16 protein-coding genes and 2 pseudogenes are annotated in these 19,797 nt (G+C 73.8%); 8 read left to right on the top strand and 10 right to left on the bottom strand.

All coding sequences use genetic code 11. The features are described 5' to 3' along the window. A pseudogene (locus ACZ6Y1_RS12305) lies at positions 1–544 on the bottom strand (hypothetical protein); the annotation flags it as partial. A 221-nt stretch (positions 545–765) separates the two neighbouring features. Between ACZ6Y1_RS12305 and ACZ6Y1_RS12310 the strand changes: the two are divergent. Next, positions 766–1,305, top strand: a complete 540-nt coding sequence (locus tag ACZ6Y1_RS12310; RefSeq protein WP_469626674.1) for a winged helix-turn-helix domain-containing protein — start codon at positions 766–768, stop codon at positions 1,303–1,305. A gap of 143 nt (positions 1,306–1,448) precedes the next feature. On the opposite strand, the gene ACZ6Y1_RS12315 is transcribed toward ACZ6Y1_RS12310, so the two are convergent. From ACZ6Y1_RS12315 to mgt, 3 genes and pseudogenes are all read right to left on the bottom strand, one after another. After that, positions 1,449–1,973, bottom strand: a complete 525-nt coding sequence (locus ACZ6Y1_RS12315) for a GNAT family N-acetyltransferase (protein ID WP_469626677.1) — start codon at positions 1,971–1,973, stop codon at positions 1,449–1,451. Positions 1,974–2,125: 152 nt separating this feature from the next. Beyond that, positions 2,126–2,674: a DUF1697 domain-containing protein gene (locus ACZ6Y1_RS12320; RefSeq protein WP_469626680.1), complete on the bottom strand. Its 549-nt coding sequence runs from the start codon at positions 2,672–2,674 to the stop codon at positions 2,126–2,128. Positions 2,675–2,694: 20 nt separating this feature from the next. Then, positions 2,695–3,911 (bottom strand): annotated as a pseudogene (gene mgt, locus ACZ6Y1_RS12325) (macrolide-inactivating glycosyltransferase). Positions 3,912–4,020: 109 nt separating this feature from the next. Here mgt and ACZ6Y1_RS12330 point away from each other — a divergent pair. Next, positions 4,021–4,872: a phosphotransferase enzyme family protein gene (locus ACZ6Y1_RS12330; protein WP_469626683.1), complete on the top strand. Its 852-nt coding sequence runs from the start codon at positions 4,021–4,023 to the stop codon at positions 4,870–4,872. Positions 4,873–5,108: 236 nt separating this feature from the next. Next, entirely contained in the window at positions 5,109–5,480 is a 372-nt protein-coding gene (locus tag ACZ6Y1_RS12335) for a hypothetical protein (protein WP_469626686.1), read from the top strand. Between the two features lie 28 nt (positions 5,481–5,508). Here ACZ6Y1_RS12335 and ACZ6Y1_RS12340 read toward each other — a convergent pair whose 3' ends face one another. Beyond that, a complete protein-coding gene (locus tag ACZ6Y1_RS12340; RefSeq protein WP_469626690.1) occupies positions 5,509–6,111 on the bottom strand; it encodes a DUF2867 domain-containing protein in 603 nt (200 codons plus the stop codon). Positions 6,112–6,206: 95 nt separating this feature from the next. Between ACZ6Y1_RS12340 and ACZ6Y1_RS12345 the strand changes: the two genes are divergently transcribed. Continuing rightward, positions 6,207–6,767, top strand: coding sequence for a TetR/AcrR family transcriptional regulator (locus ACZ6Y1_RS12345; RefSeq protein ID WP_469626693.1), 561 nt, complete (start codon positions 6,207–6,209; stop codon positions 6,765–6,767). A gap of 36 nt (positions 6,768–6,803) precedes the next feature. Here ACZ6Y1_RS12345 and ACZ6Y1_RS12350 read toward each other — a convergent pair whose 3' ends face one another. Further along, a complete protein-coding gene (locus ACZ6Y1_RS12350; protein WP_469626697.1) occupies positions 6,804–7,517 on the bottom strand; it encodes an exonuclease domain-containing protein in 714 nt (237 codons plus the stop codon). 115 nt (positions 7,518–7,632) lie between these two features. Next, positions 7,633–8,892 carry an SAV2148 family HEPN domain-containing protein gene (locus tag ACZ6Y1_RS12355; protein ID WP_469626699.1) on the bottom strand — a complete coding sequence of 420 codons (1,260 nt, stop codon included), beginning with the start codon at positions 8,890–8,892 and terminating at the stop codon, positions 7,633–7,635. Between the two features lie 276 nt (positions 8,893–9,168). Here ACZ6Y1_RS12355 and glgX point away from each other — a divergent pair, with 276 nt between their 5' ends. Next, entirely contained in the window at positions 9,169–11,283 is a 2,115-nt protein-coding gene (gene glgX, locus ACZ6Y1_RS12360; RefSeq protein ID WP_469626702.1) for a glycogen debranching protein GlgX, read from the top strand. Here the strand turns inward: glgX and ACZ6Y1_RS12365 are convergent. Beyond that, positions 11,268–12,584 carry an MFS transporter gene (locus tag ACZ6Y1_RS12365; protein ID WP_469626705.1) on the bottom strand — a complete coding sequence of 439 codons (1,317 nt, stop codon included), beginning with the start codon at positions 12,582–12,584 and terminating at the stop codon, positions 11,268–11,270. The two genes, glgX and ACZ6Y1_RS12365, sit on opposite strands and share 16 nt — an antisense overlap. A gap of 82 nt (positions 12,585–12,666) precedes the next feature. Between ACZ6Y1_RS12365 and treY the strand changes: the two genes are divergently transcribed. Beyond that, a complete protein-coding gene (treY, locus tag ACZ6Y1_RS12370) occupies positions 12,667–14,940 on the top strand; it encodes a malto-oligosyltrehalose synthase (RefSeq protein WP_469626708.1) in 2,274 nt (757 codons plus the stop codon). Between the two features lie 581 nt (positions 14,941–15,521). Next, on the top strand, positions 15,522–16,787 hold the full coding sequence (locus ACZ6Y1_RS12375; protein ID WP_469626711.1) for a M14 family zinc carboxypeptidase: 1,266 nt from the start codon (positions 15,522–15,524) through the stop codon (positions 16,785–16,787). 7 nt (positions 16,788–16,794) lie between these two features. Here the strand turns inward: ACZ6Y1_RS12375 and ACZ6Y1_RS12380 are convergent, their stop codons facing one another. Together ACZ6Y1_RS12380 and ACZ6Y1_RS12385 are read right to left on the bottom strand one after the other, a co-directional pair. After that, a complete protein-coding gene (locus ACZ6Y1_RS12380; RefSeq protein WP_469626714.1) occupies positions 16,795–17,274 on the bottom strand; it encodes a GNAT family N-acetyltransferase in 480 nt (159 codons plus the stop codon). Positions 17,275–17,370: 96 nt separating this feature from the next. After that, positions 17,371–17,934: an FHA domain-containing protein gene (locus tag ACZ6Y1_RS12385; RefSeq protein ID WP_469626717.1), complete on the bottom strand. Its 564-nt coding sequence runs from the start codon at positions 17,932–17,934 to the stop codon at positions 17,371–17,373. Between the two features lie 111 nt (positions 17,935–18,045). Between ACZ6Y1_RS12385 and treZ the strand changes: the two genes are divergently transcribed. Further along, positions 18,046–19,797 (top strand): malto-oligosyltrehalose trehalohydrolase, encoded by a 1,752-nt coding sequence (treZ, locus tag ACZ6Y1_RS12390; RefSeq protein WP_469626720.1) that lies wholly within the window; start codon positions 18,046–18,048, stop codon positions 19,795–19,797.

Below are 19,797 nucleotides of genomic sequence, written 5' to 3' on the forward strand. Positions count from 1 at the left end.
TGGCGGCGGTCTGGATCCCGAACTTGATGGCGTCACTCAGGTCCGGGATCCCGAAGAGCGACTGAGGCTGCATCTGCGGCTGGGCGGGCTGTCCGGTGGGGGACGCGCTCGCGAGCCTGGCGGCGGTCTGGATCCCGAACTTGATGACGTCACTCAGGTCCGGGATCCCGAAGAGCGACTGAGGCTGCATCTGCGGCTGGGCGGGCTGTCCGGCAGGCGAGGCGCTGGCCAGGCCGACCTGGTGGGCGATCTGCCCCAGCTGGTTGGCGACGCCGGCCACGGTGTTGACGGCGCTGACAACGTCGTTGATGTTGAACGGCAGACTGAACCCCTGCGGCTGGATCTGCGGCTGCATCTGCGGCTGGCTCTGCTGTCCCGGCGCCTGCGCGCCCGTGGGAGCGGCGCTGAGCAGCGTGGCGAGATAGGGCAGCGACGCCAGGACGTTCTGCTGCTGCGGGGACCAGGGCTGGGACTGGGGGGCGTTCGGCTGCTGTGCCGGTGCTGCGGTCTGGGCCGCTGCGGCCGGAGGCGTGTAGACGCTCATGAAGATGGACCTCCTGGGAGTGAGCGCGACAAGCAGTATGTCGCTCGATCGGGGCGGACTGCCTCCCCGGACCTATTACGGACAAATCCGACGCTAGGCCGGAGTTGAGAGCCTCGCCACCGCAGAAGGGCCTCCCTGCACAGCGAGTTCGCATCCGAACGATCTTGAACTCGCGATGTCGCACCTTCTGACGAGCAACGTCGCCGCGATAGGCCCTCGCCATGAGATATGCGCAGGGGGGCGGCCTAACAGACGACCGGCGCTGGCTCCGGCAGGACATTCGGATGATCGCCGTCCGCCGATTTGCGCAAGGGGCCCCGAGTTCGGTCATCGCCAAGGAACTGAGCGTCGGCGTTCGGTCGGTACAGCGCTGGCGACGGGCCTGGATCGAGGAGGGGCAGCAGGGCGTGCAGTCGAAGGGCCCGTCATCCCAACCGCGACTCACGGAGTCCGAAATCCTGGCTCTGGACGCGGAACTGGCCAAGGGACCCATAGCCCACGGCTGGCCGGAGCAGCACTGGACCCTGGCACGCATCAAGATCTTGATCTCTCGGCGGTTCAACGTCACCTACACGGTGCAGGGTGTGCGCAAGCTCCTCTTGCGTGGTGGGTTCTGCTGCCTTCCGCCCCGCCCGGCCGGCCACACGCAAACCATCAGCGGCTGGGTCAAAGAGACGTGGCTGCAGAGCGCGGCGAGCCGCCGCGAGGTCATCGGTCCGCTGTCCGTGCACCCATCCGCGGACGGAGGCCTCAGCCATTGACACCCTGGCCTGGATATGGCTGGAGGAACGCCGCATCAGGCGGGCAGAGTGCGCAGGGGAGGGGATCTACGACTGGGCCCCCTCGTGATCCGCCAGGTGGCGGAGAACGGCTTCGACCACTGGGGGCCTGACCCGCCGCGCCGTCAGCGACCCGGCCGAGACATCCCGCCGCCGTCGGCCCGGCCGGCCGTCAGGCCGTAGACGGTGCAGGGGCGGTCGAGGACGGTGTCCTCGCGCAGTCGCGTGAACCCGAGGCGCCGGGCGACGGCGGCCGAGGCGGTGTTCGCCGGGTGGATCATCGCGGTGATCTGCTCCAGCCCCAGCTCGCCGAAGCCCCAGGCGAGCACCGCCCGGGCCGCTTCGGTGGCGTAGCCGTGGCCCCAGTGCGCGCGGGCGAAGGTCCAGCCGATCTCGGTCTCGTCGAACTGCTCCCACCAGTTCAGGCCGGAACGCCCGATCAGCTCGCCGGTGCCGCGCAGTTCGACGGCGCACAGTCCGTGACCGCGCTCGGCCCACTGCTGCTGTATCGCGCGCAGTCGTACCGCGGCCTGGTCCCGGGTGTAGCCGCCGACGAACCGGTTGACCTCTTCGTCCGCGTGGAGATCCACCCACCAGTCGGTGTCGGCTTCGGTGAGCGGGCGCAGCCGGAGGCGCTCTGTGGTGATCACTGTCGTTCGTTCCTTGGCGTCGACGGGGTCGCCGGGGCGGGCGGGCTCGGCCGAACCGGACCACCGGGCGGGCGTTCTCGTCACCGTACTGGTCCGCCGGCGTGCGCATCGAAGCCCATGTCCGTCGGTGCACGTCCGCGTGGGCTCCGGGGCTACGCGCCGGTCAGTTCGACGAGTTTGACGACGGTGTTCCAGTTGCGGGTGGTGGCGTCCAGGCCCTTGAGGAGCGAGGGCCGGTGCAGGGCCACGCCCAGTTCGGAGCGGCCCAGGCCGTTCGGGGCGTAGAGGTAGATGACGCGGTCGCCGAGGCGGTACTCCTCCGGGAGGTAGGCGGACGCGTCGATCGCGGCGAAGCGGTCCGCGCCGGGGTCCTCGGAGAGGAACGTGGCGTGGAGCTGCCTGCCCTCCAGCTCGGCGGCGGGGAAGGGGCAGGCCTCGGCGACGGCGCGCAGGTAGTCACCGTCGACGACCAGGCAGGCCACGGGGAAGCCGAAGCGGTCCTCGATGGCCCTCTCCAGCTCCCGGGCGAGCGCGGCCGGTTCCCCCCGCGTGCTGCTGAAGACGGCGTTGCCGCTCTGGAGGTACGTCTGGACGTCCTCGTGCCCGAGCCCTTCCAGTACGGAGCGCAGCTCGGCCATCGGGACCTTCTTCTTCCCGCCGACATTGATTCCGCGCAGCAGCGCCGCGTATTTCTTCGCCATGGGGGCAGGGTAGGCCGCGGCTACGACAACGAGGCCTGTGACAGCTCGGCTTCGATGAGGTCGGCGGCCCGGGTGGTGCCTCCCTCGGCGGCCATCGAGGCGCGGACGGCTTCGGCGCGGGCGGCGACCCCGGGGTCGGCGAGGAGTCCGAGCACCGCCTCCCGGAGCGTCACCGCGTCCGCCCGTTCCATGGGGACGTGCCGGGCCACGCCGAGGGAGGCCAGCATGTCGGCGTTGCCGAACTGGTCCACGGCCTGCGGGCGACCATCGGGGTGGCGGTGGCGAGGCCCTCCTGACTGCCGCCGGCGCCCGCGTGGGTGATGAAGGCGTCGGCCTGGCGCAGGATGTCCAGCTGGGGGACCCAGCGGTGCACCTCGACGTTGGCCGGAACCGGGCCCAGTTCGGCTTCGTCGGTGAACTGGCCGATCTGCAGCACGACGTGCCAGTCGGGCAGGTCTCCGAAGGCCTCCACGCACGCGCGGTAGAAGGCGGGCTGCCTGGTGAAGGCGGAGCCCAGCGAGACCAGGAGCACCTTGCGGCCCTCGGCGGTGGCAGGCCTGTGCCATCTGCCCTGCACGGCCGAACGGTCCCCCTGGCAGGCTCCGACGAAGGTGTGCACGGACGCGTCCACCCGGTCCGCGTGGGGCTGGAGTGCCCGGGGAATGAGGACGAGGCTGCGGCGCGGGCGGCCCTGGAAGCGGTCGACCTGGTCTCCGAGGCCGTTCTCGGTCAGCCACGCGGCGAACTTGGCGTAGTACGCCTTTCCGCGCTCGGACGCCTTCAGTCCGGCGAACATCGGCTCGGCCACTTCCTCCTCGTACCCCTCCCAGGCGACCAGGTTCGGGGAGAGGGACACGGCGGGGACTCCCCAGCGGTGCGCCAGGACGGGTGCCGGGTAGGAGGTGACGTCGTGGATGACCAGGTCCGGCTCGTCGCCCGCGAAGGCCTCGGCGAGCTGCGGGAGGGCCTGGACGGCGTCGTCCAGGAAGAGTTCGAGGTGGTCGATGAGTTCGGTGCCCCAGGCCTCGGGTTCGTCGCCGGTGGGGAGGGTGGAGGTATAGACCACGGGTGTGGCGCCGGTCTCCGCGACCCTGTCGGCGAAGGCGGCGGGAATGGCGTAACTGACGCGGTGGCCCCGGGCGACGAGTTCCCGGATCACTTCGATGCTGGGGTTCACGTGGCCGTCGGCGGCGATCGAGAACATGGCGATGTGTGCGGGCTCGGCTGCTGAGGTCATGCCTTCACGGTAGCGAGACGATACGTCTCGTGCAACGCCTAATACGAGGCTACCGTGATCCGGATGGGAGACTTGGCGCACTGCCGACGAGCCGGATGCGGAGGACCACATGGACGAGGCGCGGGCCAGGGACGTACTGGCCACCGCGGGCCTGGACGGCGGCGCCGCGCTGCTCTCCTTCGGGGAGAACGCCGTCTTCGCCGTCGGCGGCCTGGTGGTGAAGGTGGGGCGGGAGGCGGCGCTGCTGGAGCGCGCCGAGCGGGAGCTGGCGGTGGCGGGGTGGTTCGCGGAGTGCGGGGTCCCGGCGGTGCGCGCGGCCGAGCCGAAGCCCAGGCTGGTGGACGGACACCCGCTGACGCTGTGGCACCGGCTCCCGGACGCGGTCCGGCCGGCCGGCCCCGAGGACCTGGCGGCGCTGCTGCGACGGCTCCACGCCCTGCCCGCGGCGCCGTTCGAACTGCCCACGCGGGACCTGCTCGGCGGGGTCGAACGCTGGCTGCGGCTGGCCGGGGAGGCCGTCGACCCGGCGGACGCGGCGTACCTGCGGGCGCGGCGCGACGCCTACGCCGGCGAGGTCGCGGCCCTGACCCCGCACCTGCCCCGGGGGCCGATCCACGGCGACGCCCTGCCGCGCAACGTCCATGTCGGCCCGGAAGGCCCGGTCCTGGTCGACCTGGAGACCGTGTCGGCCGATCTGCGCGAGCACGACCTGGTGGTGATGGCCCTCCAGCGCGACCGGTACGGCCTGCCCGCCGACGCGTACGAGGCCTTCACGGCGGGGTACGGCTGGGACGTCCGCGACTGGGAGGGCTGCGCGGTCCTGCGCGGCGCCCGCGAGACGGCCAGCTGCGCCTGGGTCTCCCAGCACGCCCCCGCCAACCCGAAGGCCCGGGCCGAATTCCGCCGCCGGGTGGCCTCCCTGCGGGCCGGCGACCGGGAAACCCGCTGGCACTCCTTCTGAGCGGCGCCCGCCGAGGCCCCCCGCGGGAGTTCATACCGGTGGCTCCCCGCGTCCGGTTCACGTCGATCCGCCCTGCCGGGCGCCCCGGACGTGAAGGCCGCGCCCCCGCTCCGGCACCCCGCTGTCAACGCACCGCGGGCGGCGTGTGACCATCACGTGCCGGACCCGAAGGTTCCGGTACGGGGTCGCGGCAGCGGCCCGTCGCGCCCCCAGTCACTCGAGAAGCCGGCAGCACCATGGACCGCACTCCCCCGCCCAGCCTCTGGGAAGGCGCGGCGTTCCTCGCCACGGCCGTCACCGCGCTGGCCGTGGGGGCGTGCGTCGTACGGCACTTCCGTGCGGTCCGCTCCCGCGACGCCCGGCGGATCCGCCGGGCGGAGCCCTCGTTCGAGCTGCCGGTGGTCCTCGCCACGCTGCTCGGCTTCGCGGCCGGGGTGCTGCTCACGGACCAGCGGGTGTCCCTGGACCGGGACACGGCCCGGGCCCTGCTCATGCCGCTCTTCGCCGGCGCGGCGGCCCAGGTGCTGCTGAACGGGAGGCGCCACGGCCGCCGGGCCGCCGCACTGCTGGCACTCCTGGTCGCGACGGCCCTCGCGGGCACCGGCTGACGGGAGCATGAGCCCTCCGGGGCGGTTCTCAGGACGCCCCCGCGCTCCTCGTCGCGGTGCGGCGCTGCCATTCGCGGCCGATGCCGCGGATCAGTGCCGGGTACACGCCGAGGTAGCGGAAGGGTTTGATGCCCAGCATGTACAGGGAGCCGAGGCGTCCGTTGGGCTTGACCAGGACGGCCATCTGGCCGCGGTAGCCGCCGGATCCGTCCGGGACCCAGCCGATGTGCATCACCCCGTGCACGGTCCGGTTGGCCATCTCCGCCGCCCACTCGTCGTGGGTGAGGTAGACGGAGGTGAACGGGACCGACTTGGTGTCCGGGCCCCGGGGGCCCTCGCGGAGGTCCGCCGGGAGCCGGTCGCGCAGTGTGGGAACCCGGGCGCCGAGGCCGTCGGAGGGCTTGTCCCAGCCCAGCAGGGCGCCGAGCTTCCAGCGGAGCGCGAAGAGCGCGCGGCCCAGGGGGGAGGGCACCGGGTCGCCCTCGCCGTTCGCGAACTGGTCCACGAGCAGGGCCAGGTCGTCCGCTCCGCCCGGTGTGGGCAGTGCCCAGACGTCCTCGACGTCGAAGTCGCCCGCGATCTCGTGGATCCGCCAGGGGCGGGAGGTGTGCGCGGTTTTCGGGAGTCTCACGAGCAAGCTCCTGTCTATACGATGCCGTATAGAAGAAGGCTAGCACTCGTCTATACGGTGGCGTATAGAGGGATGGACGTGAGGGGAGACACACCGTGGGCGTGACCCGCACACCACGCGGCAAGTGGATCGAGGAGGGCCTGCGGGCGCTCGCCGCCGGCGGGCCCGAGGCCGTCCGGGTCGAGGCGCTGGCGCAGGCGCTCGGCGTGAGCAAGGGCGGGTTCTACGGCTACTTCCAGGGCCGCGGCGCCCTCCTCGGCGAGATGCTCGACACGTGGGAGCGCGCGGTCACCGAGGCGGTGATCGAGCAGGTCGAGAGCGGCGGCGGGGACGCCAGGGCCCGGCTGGAGCGGCTGTTCACCCTCGTCGCGGAGATCGGCGACGGAGCGGCGACGGGTGTGCCGCTCGACCTGGCGATCCGCGACTGGGCCCGGCGCGACGAAGACGTCGCCGAGCGGCTGCGCCGCGTCGACAACCGGCGCATGGACTACCTGCGTTCGCTGTTCCGCGAGTTCTGCCCGGACGAGGACGACGTCGAGGTCCGCTGCATGCTGACCTTCTCGGTGCGGCTCGGCAGCTACGTCGTCGCCGCCGACCACGGCGCCCACAGCCGTGCGGAGGTCATGGACCTGACCAAGCGGTGGCTCCTGCGCTGACCGGCCGCCGGCGGCCGGCCGCCGGCTGTCGGCCGCTCAGACCCGGTACGGGACCACGGGCCAGGCCCGCTCCACGACCGCCTCGGGATCCGAGGTGCGCCGCAGGTAGCTCTGCAGGGACGCCGCCTGCTCCGCCGCCGCACGGACCTGGAGGTCGTGCAGGTCCGCCAGCCCCACCGACCCTATGGCGGCGTGCCGCGCCCCCATCCGCCGGGCCGCCCGGGCCGCCGCCAACGCGTCCGCGACCGCGTCGTGCGCGGCGTCGAGCGTGACCCCGTAGTGCTCGCAGAGGGCCTGGAGGGTCCGGCGGCCCTTGCGGTAGCGGTCGGCGTGCTTGTCCAGGACGAGCGGGTCGATCACCGGCGCGGGCCGGCCCGCCAGCCGCCGCCCCAGCGGCACGAGCCCGTGGCGGCGGCACTCGCGGTCCAGCAGGGTCAGGTCGTACCGCGCGTTCATCACGACGAGCGGGGTGCCCGCGGCCAGTTCCCGCGCGAGGGTCCCCGTTATCTCCTCGACCGCGGACGCGGCCGGGGATCCGTTCGCCCGGGCGTGCTCCGTGGAGATCCCGTGGATCGCCGAGGCCTGCTCCGGAATGGGCACCCCCGGATCGAGCAGCCACGTCCGCTCCCGCGACACCCGCCCGTCCGGCTCCATCGTCACCACCGCGGCCGTGACGATCCGGTCCTTCTCGATGTCGGTCCCCGTGGTCTCCAGGTCGAAGGCCACCATCGGCCCGCTGACCCAGCTCATCCCCGATCCCCCCATGTCATGCCTCTCCCCCGTACGCCTTCCTTCAACGGCTTTCAGCCTGCCACGCCCCACTGACAAGCCGTCTCCCGGGTCCGGGGCAGGGATCCCGACGGGGTCAGGACACCGGCCGGGAGTCCTCCCACACCGCTTCGAACTCCTCCCGGTACGTCGTGAACAGCCCGTGGTCCGCGTCCTTCGGAACGCCCCGGCCGCCGCCGCGCAGCACCAGGACCGGGGCCTCCATGCCGCGGGCGCGGCGCAGGTACGACTGGACGACCGCGATGCCCGAGGACTGGCCCTCCACCAGGTACGCGGTGAAGCGGGGGGTCTCGTCGAAGACGTGGATCTCGAAGCGCGAGGGGTCACCCAGGCCCGCCCGGACCCGCCGGACGTGCAGGATGTTCATCTCCACCGAGCGACTCAGCTCGCCCTTGCGCAGCCCCAGCTCCCGCTCGCGCCGCTTCACCGCGCTGCTCGCCGGGTTCAGGAACAGCAGCCGCACCCGGCAGCCGGCCTCGGTGAGCCGGACGAGTCTTCGGCCGGAGAAGTTCTGCACCAGGAGGTTGAGGCCTATGCCGATGGCGTCGAGCCGCCGCGCGCCCCCGAACAGGTCCTCCGCGGGGAGCTGGCGCTGCAGGCGCACCCGGTCGGGATGGACGGAGACCACGTCCGCGTACCGGTCGCCCACCAGGTCCTCGACCGCGTCGATCGGGAGCCGGTCGGCCCCCGGCGAGCCGGCGCCGCCGCCCAGTACGTCGAGGAGCCGCGCCGAGGCCCGTTCCGCCTGCTCCAGCACGGCCCGCGACAGCGCCCGGTTGCGGGAGACCACGTTGCGGGTGACCTCCAGCTCGTCCAGGGCCAGCTCGATCTCGCGGCGGTCGTCGAAGTACGGCTCGAAGCACGGCCAGTGCTGGACCATCAGCTCCCGCAGCTGCGGCAGGGTCAGGAAGCTCAGCACGTTGTCGTCGGCCGGGTCGAGCAGGTAGCCCTTGCGCCGGCTGACCTCGCGCACGGCCACCGCCCGCTGCACCCACTCCTGCCCGGCGGGCCCCGCGGCCGCCACCACCCAGTCGTCCTCGCCGTGCACCGGTTCGTAGATCGGCCGCAGTACCGCACCGACCACCGACCGCAGCCGCTGTTCGATCAGGTTCAGCCAGATGTACGCACGGCCCGCGCGCTGCGCCCGCGTGCGGACCTCGCTCCAGGCCTCCGTGCCCCAGTCCAGCTCGGCGCCGGCCCGCAGGCTCCCGGCCGCCTGCGGGGCCAGGGACACCGCCGCGGCCGCCGTCCCGCCGGGGGCCGCGCCCACGGCGTCCGCCGGGCCACCCTCGTGACCGCTGTCACCAGGGGGCAGCTCCAGACCTCCCGAGCTCACCCGTGCACCGCCTTCTGCGTCTGGACGCCCGTCTCCAGTGATCACGGAAGGGTACTCCGCGCGCGCGGCCCACTGCAGCCCGATGAGCCTTACACCGGTTGTCCGTTGACCCATTATCCGATGCACTGACAGTCCGCTGACCCGCATATCAGGTCTGCGGGTCACCCGGTAGGACCCCGTCCAAGTCCCCGTGTGGAGCCCCTCTTTCGGGGAAGATCTGCCAGTGACGTGGTCCACGCCGGATCAGCCGCAGATGGACGGGAAGAGTCGTTATCCATGCAAGTCTGGCCTGGACAGGCGTATCCGCTCGGCGCCACCTACGACGGCGCCGGCACCAATTTCGCGGTCTATTCCGAGGCCGCCCGGCGCATCGAGCTGTGCCTCCTGCACGACGACGGGTCGGAGACCGCCGTCGAGCTGCGCGAGACGGACGCCTTCGTCCGGCACGCGTACCTGCCCGGCGTGATGCCGGGCCAGCGGTACGGGTTCCGCGTGCACGGCCCGTACGAGCCCGAGCGGGGTCTGCGCTGCAACGCGGCGAAGCTGCTCCTCGACCCGTACGCGCGTGCGATCAGCGGCAGCGTCGACTGGGGCGAGGAGGTCTACGGCTACCACTTCGGCCGCCCCGACTCGCGCAACGACCTGGACTCCGCCCCGCACACCATGAGCTCGGTCGTGGTGAACCCGTACTTCGACTGGGCCAACGACCGGCCGCCCCGCCACGAGTACCACCACACCGTCCTGTACGAGGCCCACGTCAAGGGCCTGACCATGCGCCACCCGGACCTGCCGGAGGAGCTGCGCGGCACCTACGGGGCGCTCGCGCACCCGGCGGTCATCGGGCACCTGGCCAAGCTCGGTGTGACGGCGCTGGAGCTGATGCCGGTGCACCAGTTCGTCAACGACCACCGGCTGGTCGACGACGGGCTGAGCAACTACTGGGGCTACAACACGATCGGCTTCTTCGCCCCGCACAACGGCTACGCCTCGGGTGACCGCGGGCAGCAGGTGCTGGAGTTCAAGTCGGCGGTGCGGGCCCTGCACGAGGCCGGGATCGAGGTGATCCTGGACGTGGTCTACAACCACACCGCCGAGGGGAACCACCTGGGCCCGACGCTGTCCTTCCGCGGGCTGGACAACGCCTCGTACTACCGGCTGACGGAGGACCCGCGGCACTACATGGACACCACGGGCACCGGGAACTCGCTGCTGATGCGCTCCCCGCACGTGCTCCAGCTGATCATGGACTCGTTGCGCTACTGGGTCACCGAGATGCACGTGGACGGCTTCCGCTTCGACCTGGCGGCCACGCTGGCCCGGCAGTTCCACGAGGTGGACCGGCTGTCCTCGTTCTTCGACCTGGTCCAGCAGGATCCGGTGGTCAGCCAGGTGAAGCTGATCGCCGAGCCGTGGGACCTGGGCGAGGGCGGCTACCAGGTGGGCAACTTCCCGCCGCTGTGGACCGAGTGGAACGGCAAGTACCGGGACACCGTGCGGGACCTGTGGCGCGGGCAGCCGCGCACGCTGGCCGAGTTCGCGGGGCGGCTCACCGGCTCCTCGGACCTCTACCAGGACGACGGGCGGCGGCCGCTGGCCTCGATCAACTTCGCCACCTGCCACGACGGGTTCACCCTGCACGACCTGGTCTCGTACAACGAGAAGCACAACGAGGCCAACCGGGAGGGGAACCGGGACGGCGAGACCCACAACCGGTCCTGGAACTGCGGGGTGGAGGGCCCCACCGACGACCCCGAGGTGCTGGAGCTGCGCGAGCGGCAGATGCGCAACTTCATCGCCACGCTGATGCTGTCTCAGGGCGTGCCGATGCTCAGCCACGGCGACGAGTTCGCCCGCACCCAGGGCGGCAACAACAACGCGTACTGCCAGGACAACGAACTGTCCTGGGTGGACTGGCCGGTGCCGGGCAAGCCGGCGCCCGCACTGCTGGAGTTCACCCGGCAGATGGTGTGGCTGCGGCGCGACCACCCGGTGTTCCGGCGGCGCCGGTTCTTCCACGGGCGGCCGGTGGAGGGAACGCACGACGAGCTGTCGGACATCGCCTGGTTCACCGCGCACGGCGAGGTGATGCGGGCCCGCGACTGGCAGGCGCAGAGCACCCGCGCGCTGACCGTGTTCCTCAACGGTGAGGCCATCTCCGAGCCGGGCACGCGCGGCGAGCGGATCACCGACGACTCCTTCCTGCTGATGTTCAACTGCGGCGCCGAGCCGCAGGAGTTCACCCTGCCCGCCGGACACGGCGACCAGTGGCGCCTGGTGGTGGACACCGCCCGGGCGCAGGTGCCGCCGCCCGGTACCGGGCCGCAGTTCGCGGCCGGGGACCGGGTGACGCTGATCGGGCGGAGCCTGGTGGTGCTTCAGCGGCCGGCGTAGCCCGGGGCGGGGTCGGCGGCGTCGGGGGCGGGGCCTCCGGCGGGGCCGGCGGACGGGTTGGCGCCGGCTCCCCGCGGCCCGGGCACCGACTCGGTGACGCGGCCGGCGGGCACCCTGGTGCACAAGGCGATCACCAGGGCGGACGCGCTCGCCCCCACGGACACCGCGAAGGCCCCGGCGGGTCCGTACCACTCGGCCAGCCGGCCCGACAGGGCCAGGGCGACCGCCTGACCCGCCACCAGCGAGCTGGTCGCGAAGGCCATCGACTCGGCGAGCCGGGCCGGCTCCACGTGCCGCTCGGTGAGCGCGAACGCGGTGATCAGGTGCGGTGCCACGGCCGCGCCGAGGAGGGTCACGATCAGGTACAGCCCCCACAGGCTGCCGGTGACCAGCAGCGGCGCGGAGAGCAGCAGGGCTCCGGCGGTGGCCGCCCGCCAGCGCAGGCGCAGCCCGAACCGGGCCGGCAGCGCGCCCAGGGAGAGGCCCACCGCGGCGCTGACCACGCCGTTGGCGGCGTACACGAGGCCGGCCTGGCCGGACACCCCCAACTCCTCGGTGAGTGAGGCGATCCCGGCCTGCAGGCCGCCGAACATGGCACCCTGCAGGAAGAGCGAGGCGCGCACGGAGTGCACCACCCCGGCGGGCCGGGCCCGGCGCACCCCCTTCGCGCGTCCGGGCGCGGGGCCGCCGGCCACGGCGGCGGCGGTCGGGTGCAGTGCGAAGGCGGTGCCGAAGACGGCGACCAGCGCGGCCGCGCCGCCGAGGGCGACGGCGGGGTGGGCGACGAGGGCGGCCAGTCCGACCAGGGCGGGGCCGATGACGAACGAGACCTCGTCCATCGTCCCTTCGATGGAGTGGACGGCCCCGATGACGCCCTCGTCGGCCCGCGCACGGTGCGCGAGGGCGACGGAACGGGTCCGGGCGAGCGGCCCGATCAGCGGTACGGAGGCACCGGTGACGGCGCCGATCGCGGCGAGCGGGACGGTGCCGAGCCCGCCGAGGGCGCCGGCCACGAGCCCGGTGGTCGCCACGGCGTTGACGGCGGCCGCGGCGAGCACGACGGACCGCTGCCCGTGGCGGTCGGCGAGCCGGCCCAGGACGGGCCCGAAGAGCACCTGCCCGGCCGACAGGACGCCGCCGACGATGCCCGCGGCGGCGAGGGATCCGCTGGTCTCCGCGACCAGCAGGACGCTCCCGAACTGGGTCATGGCGACGGGCAGCCGGGCGAAGAAGGAGAAGAACGGCAGGAGGGGCCCGGTCAGGGCGATGACTCTTCGATAGGTGTCGACGGCTGAAACCACCCGAGCCACGCTAAGCGGGCGCGGTCACCCGTATGCATTGGGCCATGGCACGGAATCCGGCTGACTGGGTACGTACGTTCTCATGAGCCAGCCGCCGTCAGTCATTCCATCGGATTCCGGTGTCCCGAACGCCGTCGCCGCCACCACACCGACCTCGACCTATCGGCTCCAGCTGCGGCCCGAGTTCCCCTTCGCCGCGGCCGAGGAGGCCGTGCCCCACCTCGCTTCGCTCGGCGTGTCGCACCTGCACCTCTCCCCCGTCCTGGAGGCCGTGCCGGGCTCCGCGCACGGGTACGACGTCACCGACCACTCCCGGGTGCGGGCCGAGCTGGGGGGCGAGGCCGGGCTGCGCTCGCTGGGCGCGGCCGCCCGGGCGCACGGGCTGGGGCTGGTGCTCGACATCGTCCCGAACCACATGGCGGTGCCGACACCGCTGCGGCTGAACCGGCCCCTGTGGGAGGTGCTGCGGGAGGGCCCGCACTCCCCGTACGCGCGCTGGTTCGACATCGACTGGGAGGCGGGCGGCGGGCAGCTGCTGCTGCCGGTGCTCGCGGGACCTGCGGAGTCCTGCGCGCTGGAGGCCGACGGGGAGGTCCTGCGCTGCGGGGAGCACGAGTTCCCGCTGCGGGAGGGGACCGCCGGGCTCGCCCGGGCCGAGCTGCTGGCCGCGCAGTGGTACCGGCCGGCCTGGTGGCGGGAGGCCCGTACCTCACTCAACTACCGTCGCTTCTTCACCATTTCGGATCTGATCGGGGTCCGCGTGGAGGACCCGGAGGTGTTCACGGCGACCCACGCGAAGGTGCTCGAACTCGTCCGGGACGGGGTCGTGGAGGGCCTGCGGATCGACCACGTGGACGGGCTCGCGGACCCGGAGGGCTACCTGCGCAGACTCCGAGCCGCGGTGGGCGGGGGCTGCTGGGTGGTCGTCGAGAAGATCCTGGCCCGCGACGAGCGGCTGCCCTCCGGCTGGCCGGTGGCCGGGACCACCGGCTACGACGCGCTGCACCGGGTGGACGGGGTGTTCACGGACCCCGCGGGCGCCACGGAACTGGCCCACCGGTACGAGGAGTTGACCGGCGGGCCCGACTGGGAGCGGACGGCGGCGGCCTGCGCGCGGGAGGTGCTGACCGGCGACCTGGCCGCCGAGCTCGCGGCGCTGGAGCGCTGGGCCGGGCCCGAGCTGGCGGACGCGGTGCGGGAGCTGCTCATCGCCTACCCCGTGTACCGGCCGTACCCTGGGGATCCGGAGCCGGCCCCGGCCGCGCTGGAGCGGGCCGCCGCGGTGGCGGGTGCGGGCGCGGTGGACGGCGTACGGGAGCTGCTGGCGCGGGACCCGGCCTTCGCGGCCCGCTTCGCCCAGACCTCGGCGGCCCTGCGCGCCAAATCCCTGGAGGACCGGGCCTTCTACCGGTACGCGCCGCTGCTGTCGGCGACCGAGGTCGGCGGCGATCCGGGGCGGCCGGCGGTGCCGGTGGCGGAGTTCCACGCGTACTGCGCGGAGCTGGAGCGGGACTGGCCGCGCTCGGGGACGGTGCTGTCCACGCACGACACGAAGCGCAGCGCGGACGTACGTGCCCGGATCTCGGTGCTGTCCCAGGCGCCGGCCGCGGCGGACCCGCCCGGCGGCGGCCCCGACGCCCAGCTGTCGTGGGTGGCGCGGCAGACCGCGCTGGGTCTCGGGCCGGTTCCCGACGCCGCGCCCCGGCTGGCGGGCGCCCTGCTCAAGGCGGTCCGCGAGGCCGCACTGCACACCAGCTGGACCGAGCGGGACGAGGCCTACGAGGCGGGCGTCGCCGGTTACGCCCCGGCCGGCGCGGACCTGCCGCCGGAGCTGGCGGAGGCGGCCCGGGCCAACCTGCTCGGGATGACGTTGCTGCACCTCACGATGCCGGGGGTGCCGGAGGTCTACCAGGGTTCGGAGACCGAGTACCGGGCGCTGGTCGACCCCGACAACCGCCGTCCGGCCGTGTTCCCCCGGGAGGCGCTGGCCCGGCTGCGGGCGGGCGCCCCGGCCGTCGGACCCGCCGAGGAGAAACTGGCCCTCACGTCCACCCTGCTCCGGCTGCGCCGGGACCGCCCGGACCTCTTCACGGGCTACGCCCCGCTGGCGGCCCGGGGCCCCGCGGCGGAGCACTGCCTGGCCTTCGCCCGGCCGGCCGGACTGGTGGCGGTCGCCACCCGCCTCTCGCTGCGCCTGGCCGGGGCGGGGGGCTGGCGCGGGACGGTCCTGCCGCTGCCGCCGGGGCGGTGGGTGCCGCTGACGGACGGGGCTCCGCACGGTCCCTGCTCGGGCGAGGCCGACCTGTCCGGCCTCCTGGCCGGCCGGCCGGTGGCAGCCCTGGTCCGCACCGACTAGCGCCGCCGGGGCCGGGTGTACGGCGGGGTGACCCCGCGCGCCTGCGGGCCGGCCCCCGCTGCCACCCCCGCCCCGGCGGGGTCGGGTGTGCGGCGGGGTGCCCCCGCAGGGCGTCGAACGCGACAACGTTCTGCTTGCCGGTGCCTCTGCAGGTTCGACGCCCGAGGAGGTGCGCCGGTGCGCGGCCGGGCCCGGCGGCCCCTGCGTGCGGGGCGGGCCGGGGTGACGATGCCGGCGGGCCGGGCCGGGGTGCCGATGCGCGCCGGCCGGGCCGGGGTGCCGCTGCGCGGGGCTGGTCCCCTACCCGCCCTTCCACCGTTCCCTGGGGCTCCGCCCCAGACCCCGCGCCTCAAACGCCGGCGGGGCTATATCTGGCCCCGCGCCTCGAATGCCGGCGGGGCTGGATCGGGCTCGCCCGGGGGCGCGGCTCGGAGGGAGAGCACGGTGAGAGAGCCGGCAGCAGCGTTCGATGCCATGCGGGGGCACCCCGCCGGGGCACGGCCTTGGCCAGGGGTTTCACCCGGGGAAGTTCGGGGCCCGCGGAGCAGTAGCCGGCCGCCCCGGCGGGCATGGCATCACTTGTGACCCTCCTTCGTGACACGCGCTACCCCACACCGCACGAACTCACCCTGACCGCCCGGGCCCTGGCCGACGAGCACCCCGCCGACGCCCGGCTCCGCCGGATCGGAACCTCCCGGGGCGGGCAGCCCCTGTGGGTGCTGTCCCTCGCGCCCACACGGCCCCGCACCGCCCGCAACGTGCTCGTCGTCGCCGGAGCGCACGCCAACGAGCCCGTTGGCGGGGCCACCTCGCTGGCCCTGGCGCGGCGGCTGCTCCGCGAGTCCGCGCCCCGGGCCGGCTGCGGCTGGCACTTCCTGCTCTGCGCCGACCCCGACGGGGCCGCCCTGCACCGCACGCCCCGCCCCTACTCGCTCCTCGACTACCACCGCAGCTTCTACCGGCCCCCCGGGCCGGAACAGCCCGAGTGGGCGCCGTCTTTACTGGCGCCGGACCGGCTGCCGCCCGAGACCCTCGCCCTGACCGCCCTGATCGACGAACTCCGCCCCGTCCTGCAGGTCTCCCTGCACGCGACGGACCTCGGAGGCACCTGGGTGCAGCTCACCCGGGACATCCCCGGTCTCGCCGAGCCCTTCGGCAAATCGGCCGCCGAACTGCGCATCCCGGTGGAGAACGGGGCCTCGGACGCCGCCGGCTGGCCCTCGCCCGGGCCGGGGATCTTCGTGATCCCGGAGCCGGGCAGCGAGGCCGCCGGGGCCTTCCACCCGGAGGACACCCGGCTCAGCACCTGGTACCACGCGCACCGGTACGCGGGCACCACCGCCATCGTCGAAGTCCCCATGTGGGCCTCGGACCTGGTGGACGATCCCGCCCCGCACCCCGACCCGCGCGGCGCCCTGCGCCTGCTGGCCGGCCGGCTCACCGCGGACGCCGCGCCCGTGACCCGGGCGCGCGAGGGGGCCGCCGCCGGGTCCGACCCGACGGCCCGGGCGCTGCTGCGCGCCGTGGACTGGACGCTCGCGCTGATCCCCCGGATCGCCGCCGAGTGGACCGGCGCGGGCGCGCCCGCCGAGGCGACGGCCGCGTACATCGCCAGCATCGACGCGTTCGGGCGGCGCCTGTCGCTGCGCGCGGCCGCGATGCTGCTGAGGGTGCTCCGCGCGCAGGGCCGTCCGGCGGCGCCGGGGCTGGACCGGCTGGTCACGGGGTGGTGCGAGGAGTTCTCGGCCCGCTTCGGGGCCCGCTGGGTCCCGGTGGCCACCCAGGTGGAGCACCAGTCCCGTACGGTCCTGGCGGCGTACGAGCGCCTCGTCGCGGCCGGACGGTAGCCCGTGCTCAGGCTCCGGCGGGGTCCGTCGGCAGCGCGTACCGGCGCTTGGGCCGGCCGGTGGCGCCGAGCCGGTCGTAGAAGCGGATGGCGCCCTCGTTCCACTCGGGGGTCTGCCATTCGACGTGGCCGAGGCCGAGCTCGCGGGCCAGGTCCCGTACGGCGTCCATCAGGGCGGCTCCGAGACCGTGCCCCCGGGCCTCCTCGGCGAGGTAGAGGCAGTCCATGTGGAGGTAGTGGCGGCCGTCCCAGAAGGCGAACTCGGCCGAACAGGCGGCGTATCCGGCGACCTCGCCGCCGGGCGTCTCGGCCAGCAGCACCCACAGCCGGGCACCGTCGGCGAACAGCTGCGGGCCGAGCCGCTCGCCCAGCCCCGGCGGGCGCGGCGCGGACTTCTCGTAGGCGACGTGCTCGTGGATCAGCTCGACCAGGCGCGGCAGGTCGTCGGGGCGTGCCCGGCGGATGACGGGGGCGTGTTCCGGTTCCATGGCGCCCATGCTGCCTCAGGGGCAGCCGTTGGTCAGGAGCAGGTGGCCGACGCGGTCGCGGGGGAAGAACATGGCCGTGTCGCAGCGGCCGCCGCGCTAGCCCGCCGAGAGGCGGAAGGCCATCTTCCCGAAGCTGATCTGGTCACCGTCGCGGACCACCGCGGTGCCCGTGACCCGGAGTCCGTTGACCGTGGTCCCGTTGGTGGAGCCGAGGTCCCGGACCACCCACACCCCGCCCTGCATGGCGAGTTCGGCGTGCACCCGGGACACCGTCTCGTGGCTGAGCCGCAGCCCGTTGCCCGGGTCACGGCCGATCCGCAGGGGCATCGAGCTGGGATGCGGGAGCAGCAGTTTGGGGAGCTTCTCCGCGGCCCAGGCACGGCGGACGCCCACGCTCACGGCGGACACCCGGCCGACCCAGCCGAACAGCCGACGGGTCCAGCCGCTTTCCGTGCCCGTCCTGGTCTGGAGGTCGGCGGTGAGGACGGCGAGGTCCTCGGAGCGGCGTGCGACCAGGGCGAGTTCCATCCGGCGCAGGAACGTGTCGTGGGACAGCTTCCCGAGGGCCGCGCCCTCCCGGAGCTGCCCCAGCGCCCGGTCACGCTCGGCGTCGGACAGCCGCGGCACGGGGTAGGCGGGGAACTCGAAACTCGACGTCACAGGGTGATTGTCGGCCCGTCGGGGGCGGAGTGTCCAGAACTCCCCCGCCACGCCCGGAATGATGGGCACGATACGCATGCTGGACACCGCCGGAGACGAGGGGACCCGTCCGTGCAGTTCGAGGTGTGGGCACCACTGGCAGGTCGTGTCGCCTTGCGACTCGACGACACGACGTACGACATGACGCGCGATCCGGACCGTGACGGCTGGTGGGCGGTGGAGGCACCCGCCGGCGACGGCAGCCGGTACGGGTTCCTGCTGGACGCCGACCCGGCACCGCGGCCCGACCCCCGTGGCAGGCGGCTGCCGGACGGCCCCGACGGGCTGTCGGCCGTCGTCGACTTCGCGGCCCTCGCCTCCCCGGCGCCGGCCCCGCCGTCCCGCACCCCGCTCCAGGACGCCGTCCTGTACGAGCTCCACGTAGGCACGTTCACCCCCGAGGGCACCTTCGACGCGGCCGCCGCCCGCCTCGGCCACCTCACCGCCCTCGGCGTGACGCACGTGGAGCTGATGCCGGTGTGTTCCTTCCCCGGCCGGCACGGCTGGGGGTACGACGGGGTCGCGCCCTGGTCGGTGCACGAGCCCTACGGCGGCCCCGCCGGGCTGGTCCGGTTCACGGAGGCCGCGCACGCGGCCGGGCTGGGCGTGGTGCTGGACGTGGTCCACAACCACCTCGGCCCCTCCGGCAACCATCTCCCCGCCTTCGGCCCGTACTTCACCGACACGCACCACACGCCCTGGGGCGCGGCCGTGAACCTGGACGCGCCCGGTTCGGACGAGGTCCGCGCGTACCTCCTGGGCAGTGCGCTGGCCTGGCTGCGGGACTACGGGATCGACGGGCTGCGGCTGGACGCGGTGCACGCGCTCGCCGACGACCGGGCGCTGACCTTCCTGGAGGAACTCGGCGCGGCCGTCGACGCGTTGGCGGCGGACAGCGGGCGGCCGCTGTTCCTGATCGCCGAGTCGGACCGGTGCGACCCGCGTACGGTCACCCCGCGCGCCGACGGGGGGCTCGGGCTGCACGCCCAGTGGAACGACGACTTCCACCACGCCCTGCACTGCGCGCTGACCGGTGAGTCCCAGGCCTACTACGGCGATTTCGCGGGGGCCCCGCTCGCCGCGCTCGCCAAGACCATGACCCGGGTCTTCTTCCACGACGGCACCTGGTCGTCCTTCCGGGGCCGCACCCACGGGCGCCCGGTGGAGCGGCGCCGGACCCCGGCGCACCGGTTCCTCGGATACACCCAGACCCACGACCAGATCGGCAACCGGGCACTCGGCGACCGGCTTTCCGCCTCCCTCTCCCCCGGCCTGCTGGCGTGCGCCGCGACGGTGGCCCTGACCGGGCCGTTCGTGCCGATGCTGTTCATGGGCGAGGAGTGGGGGGCCGGGACGCCCTGGCAGTACTTCACCGACCACCCCGATCCGGAGCTCGCCGAGGCCGTGCGGGCGGGCCGCCGCCGGGAGTTCGCGGCGCACGGCTGGAAGGCGGAGCAGATCCCGGACCCGCAGGACCCGGCCACCCGGGACCGCTCCTGCCTGGACTGGGCGGAACCCGGGCGGGCCGCGCACGCCCGCCTGCTGGCCTGGTACCGCACCCTCGTCGCGCTCCGCCGCACCCATCCGGACCTGCGCGACCCGGACCTGGCCTCGGTCCGGGTCGCGTACGACGAGGAGCGGCGCTGGCTCACCTTCCGGCGCGGGGACGTCCGGGTCACGGTGAACCTGTCCCCGGAGCCGGTGACGATCGCGCTCGGCCGCAACGGGGTCCGGGTGCTGGCCGCCTGGGAGCCCGTCGACCACCCGGGTGCGGACGGGCGGATCCACGTACCGGGCGAATCGGCCGTCGTACTGGGACCGTGA

Source organism: Streptomyces sp. NPDC053432 (assembly GCF_055585365.1).

Bases quoted from the DNA above. Each gene is read 5' to 3' on its own strand.
- ACZ6Y1_RS12310 (WP_469626674.1), top strand. From the start codon at position 766: ATGAGATATGCGCAGGGGGGCGGCCTAACAGACGACCGGCGCTGGCTC.
- ACZ6Y1_RS12320 (WP_469626680.1), bottom strand. From the start codon at position 2,674: ATGGCGAAGAAATACGCGGCGCTGCTGCGCGGAATCAATGTCGGCGGG.
- ACZ6Y1_RS12330 (WP_469626683.1), top strand. From the start codon at position 4,021: ATGGACGAGGCGCGGGCCAGGGACGTACTGGCCACCGCGGGCCTGGAC.
- ACZ6Y1_RS12335 (WP_469626686.1), top strand. From the start codon at position 5,109: ATGGACCGCACTCCCCCGCCCAGCCTCTGGGAAGGCGCGGCGTTCCTC.
- ACZ6Y1_RS12350 (WP_469626697.1), bottom strand. From the start codon at position 7,517: ATGAGCTGGGTCAGCGGGCCGATGGTGGCCTTCGACCTGGAGACCACG.
- glgX (WP_469626702.1), top strand. From the start codon at position 9,169: ATGCAAGTCTGGCCTGGACAGGCGTATCCGCTCGGCGCCACCTACGAC.
- treY (WP_469626708.1), top strand. From the start codon at position 12,667: ATGAGCCAGCCGCCGTCAGTCATTCCATCGGATTCCGGTGTCCCGAAC.
- ACZ6Y1_RS12380 (WP_469626714.1), bottom strand. From the start codon at position 17,274: ATGGAACCGGAACACGCCCCCGTCATCCGCCGGGCACGCCCCGACGAC.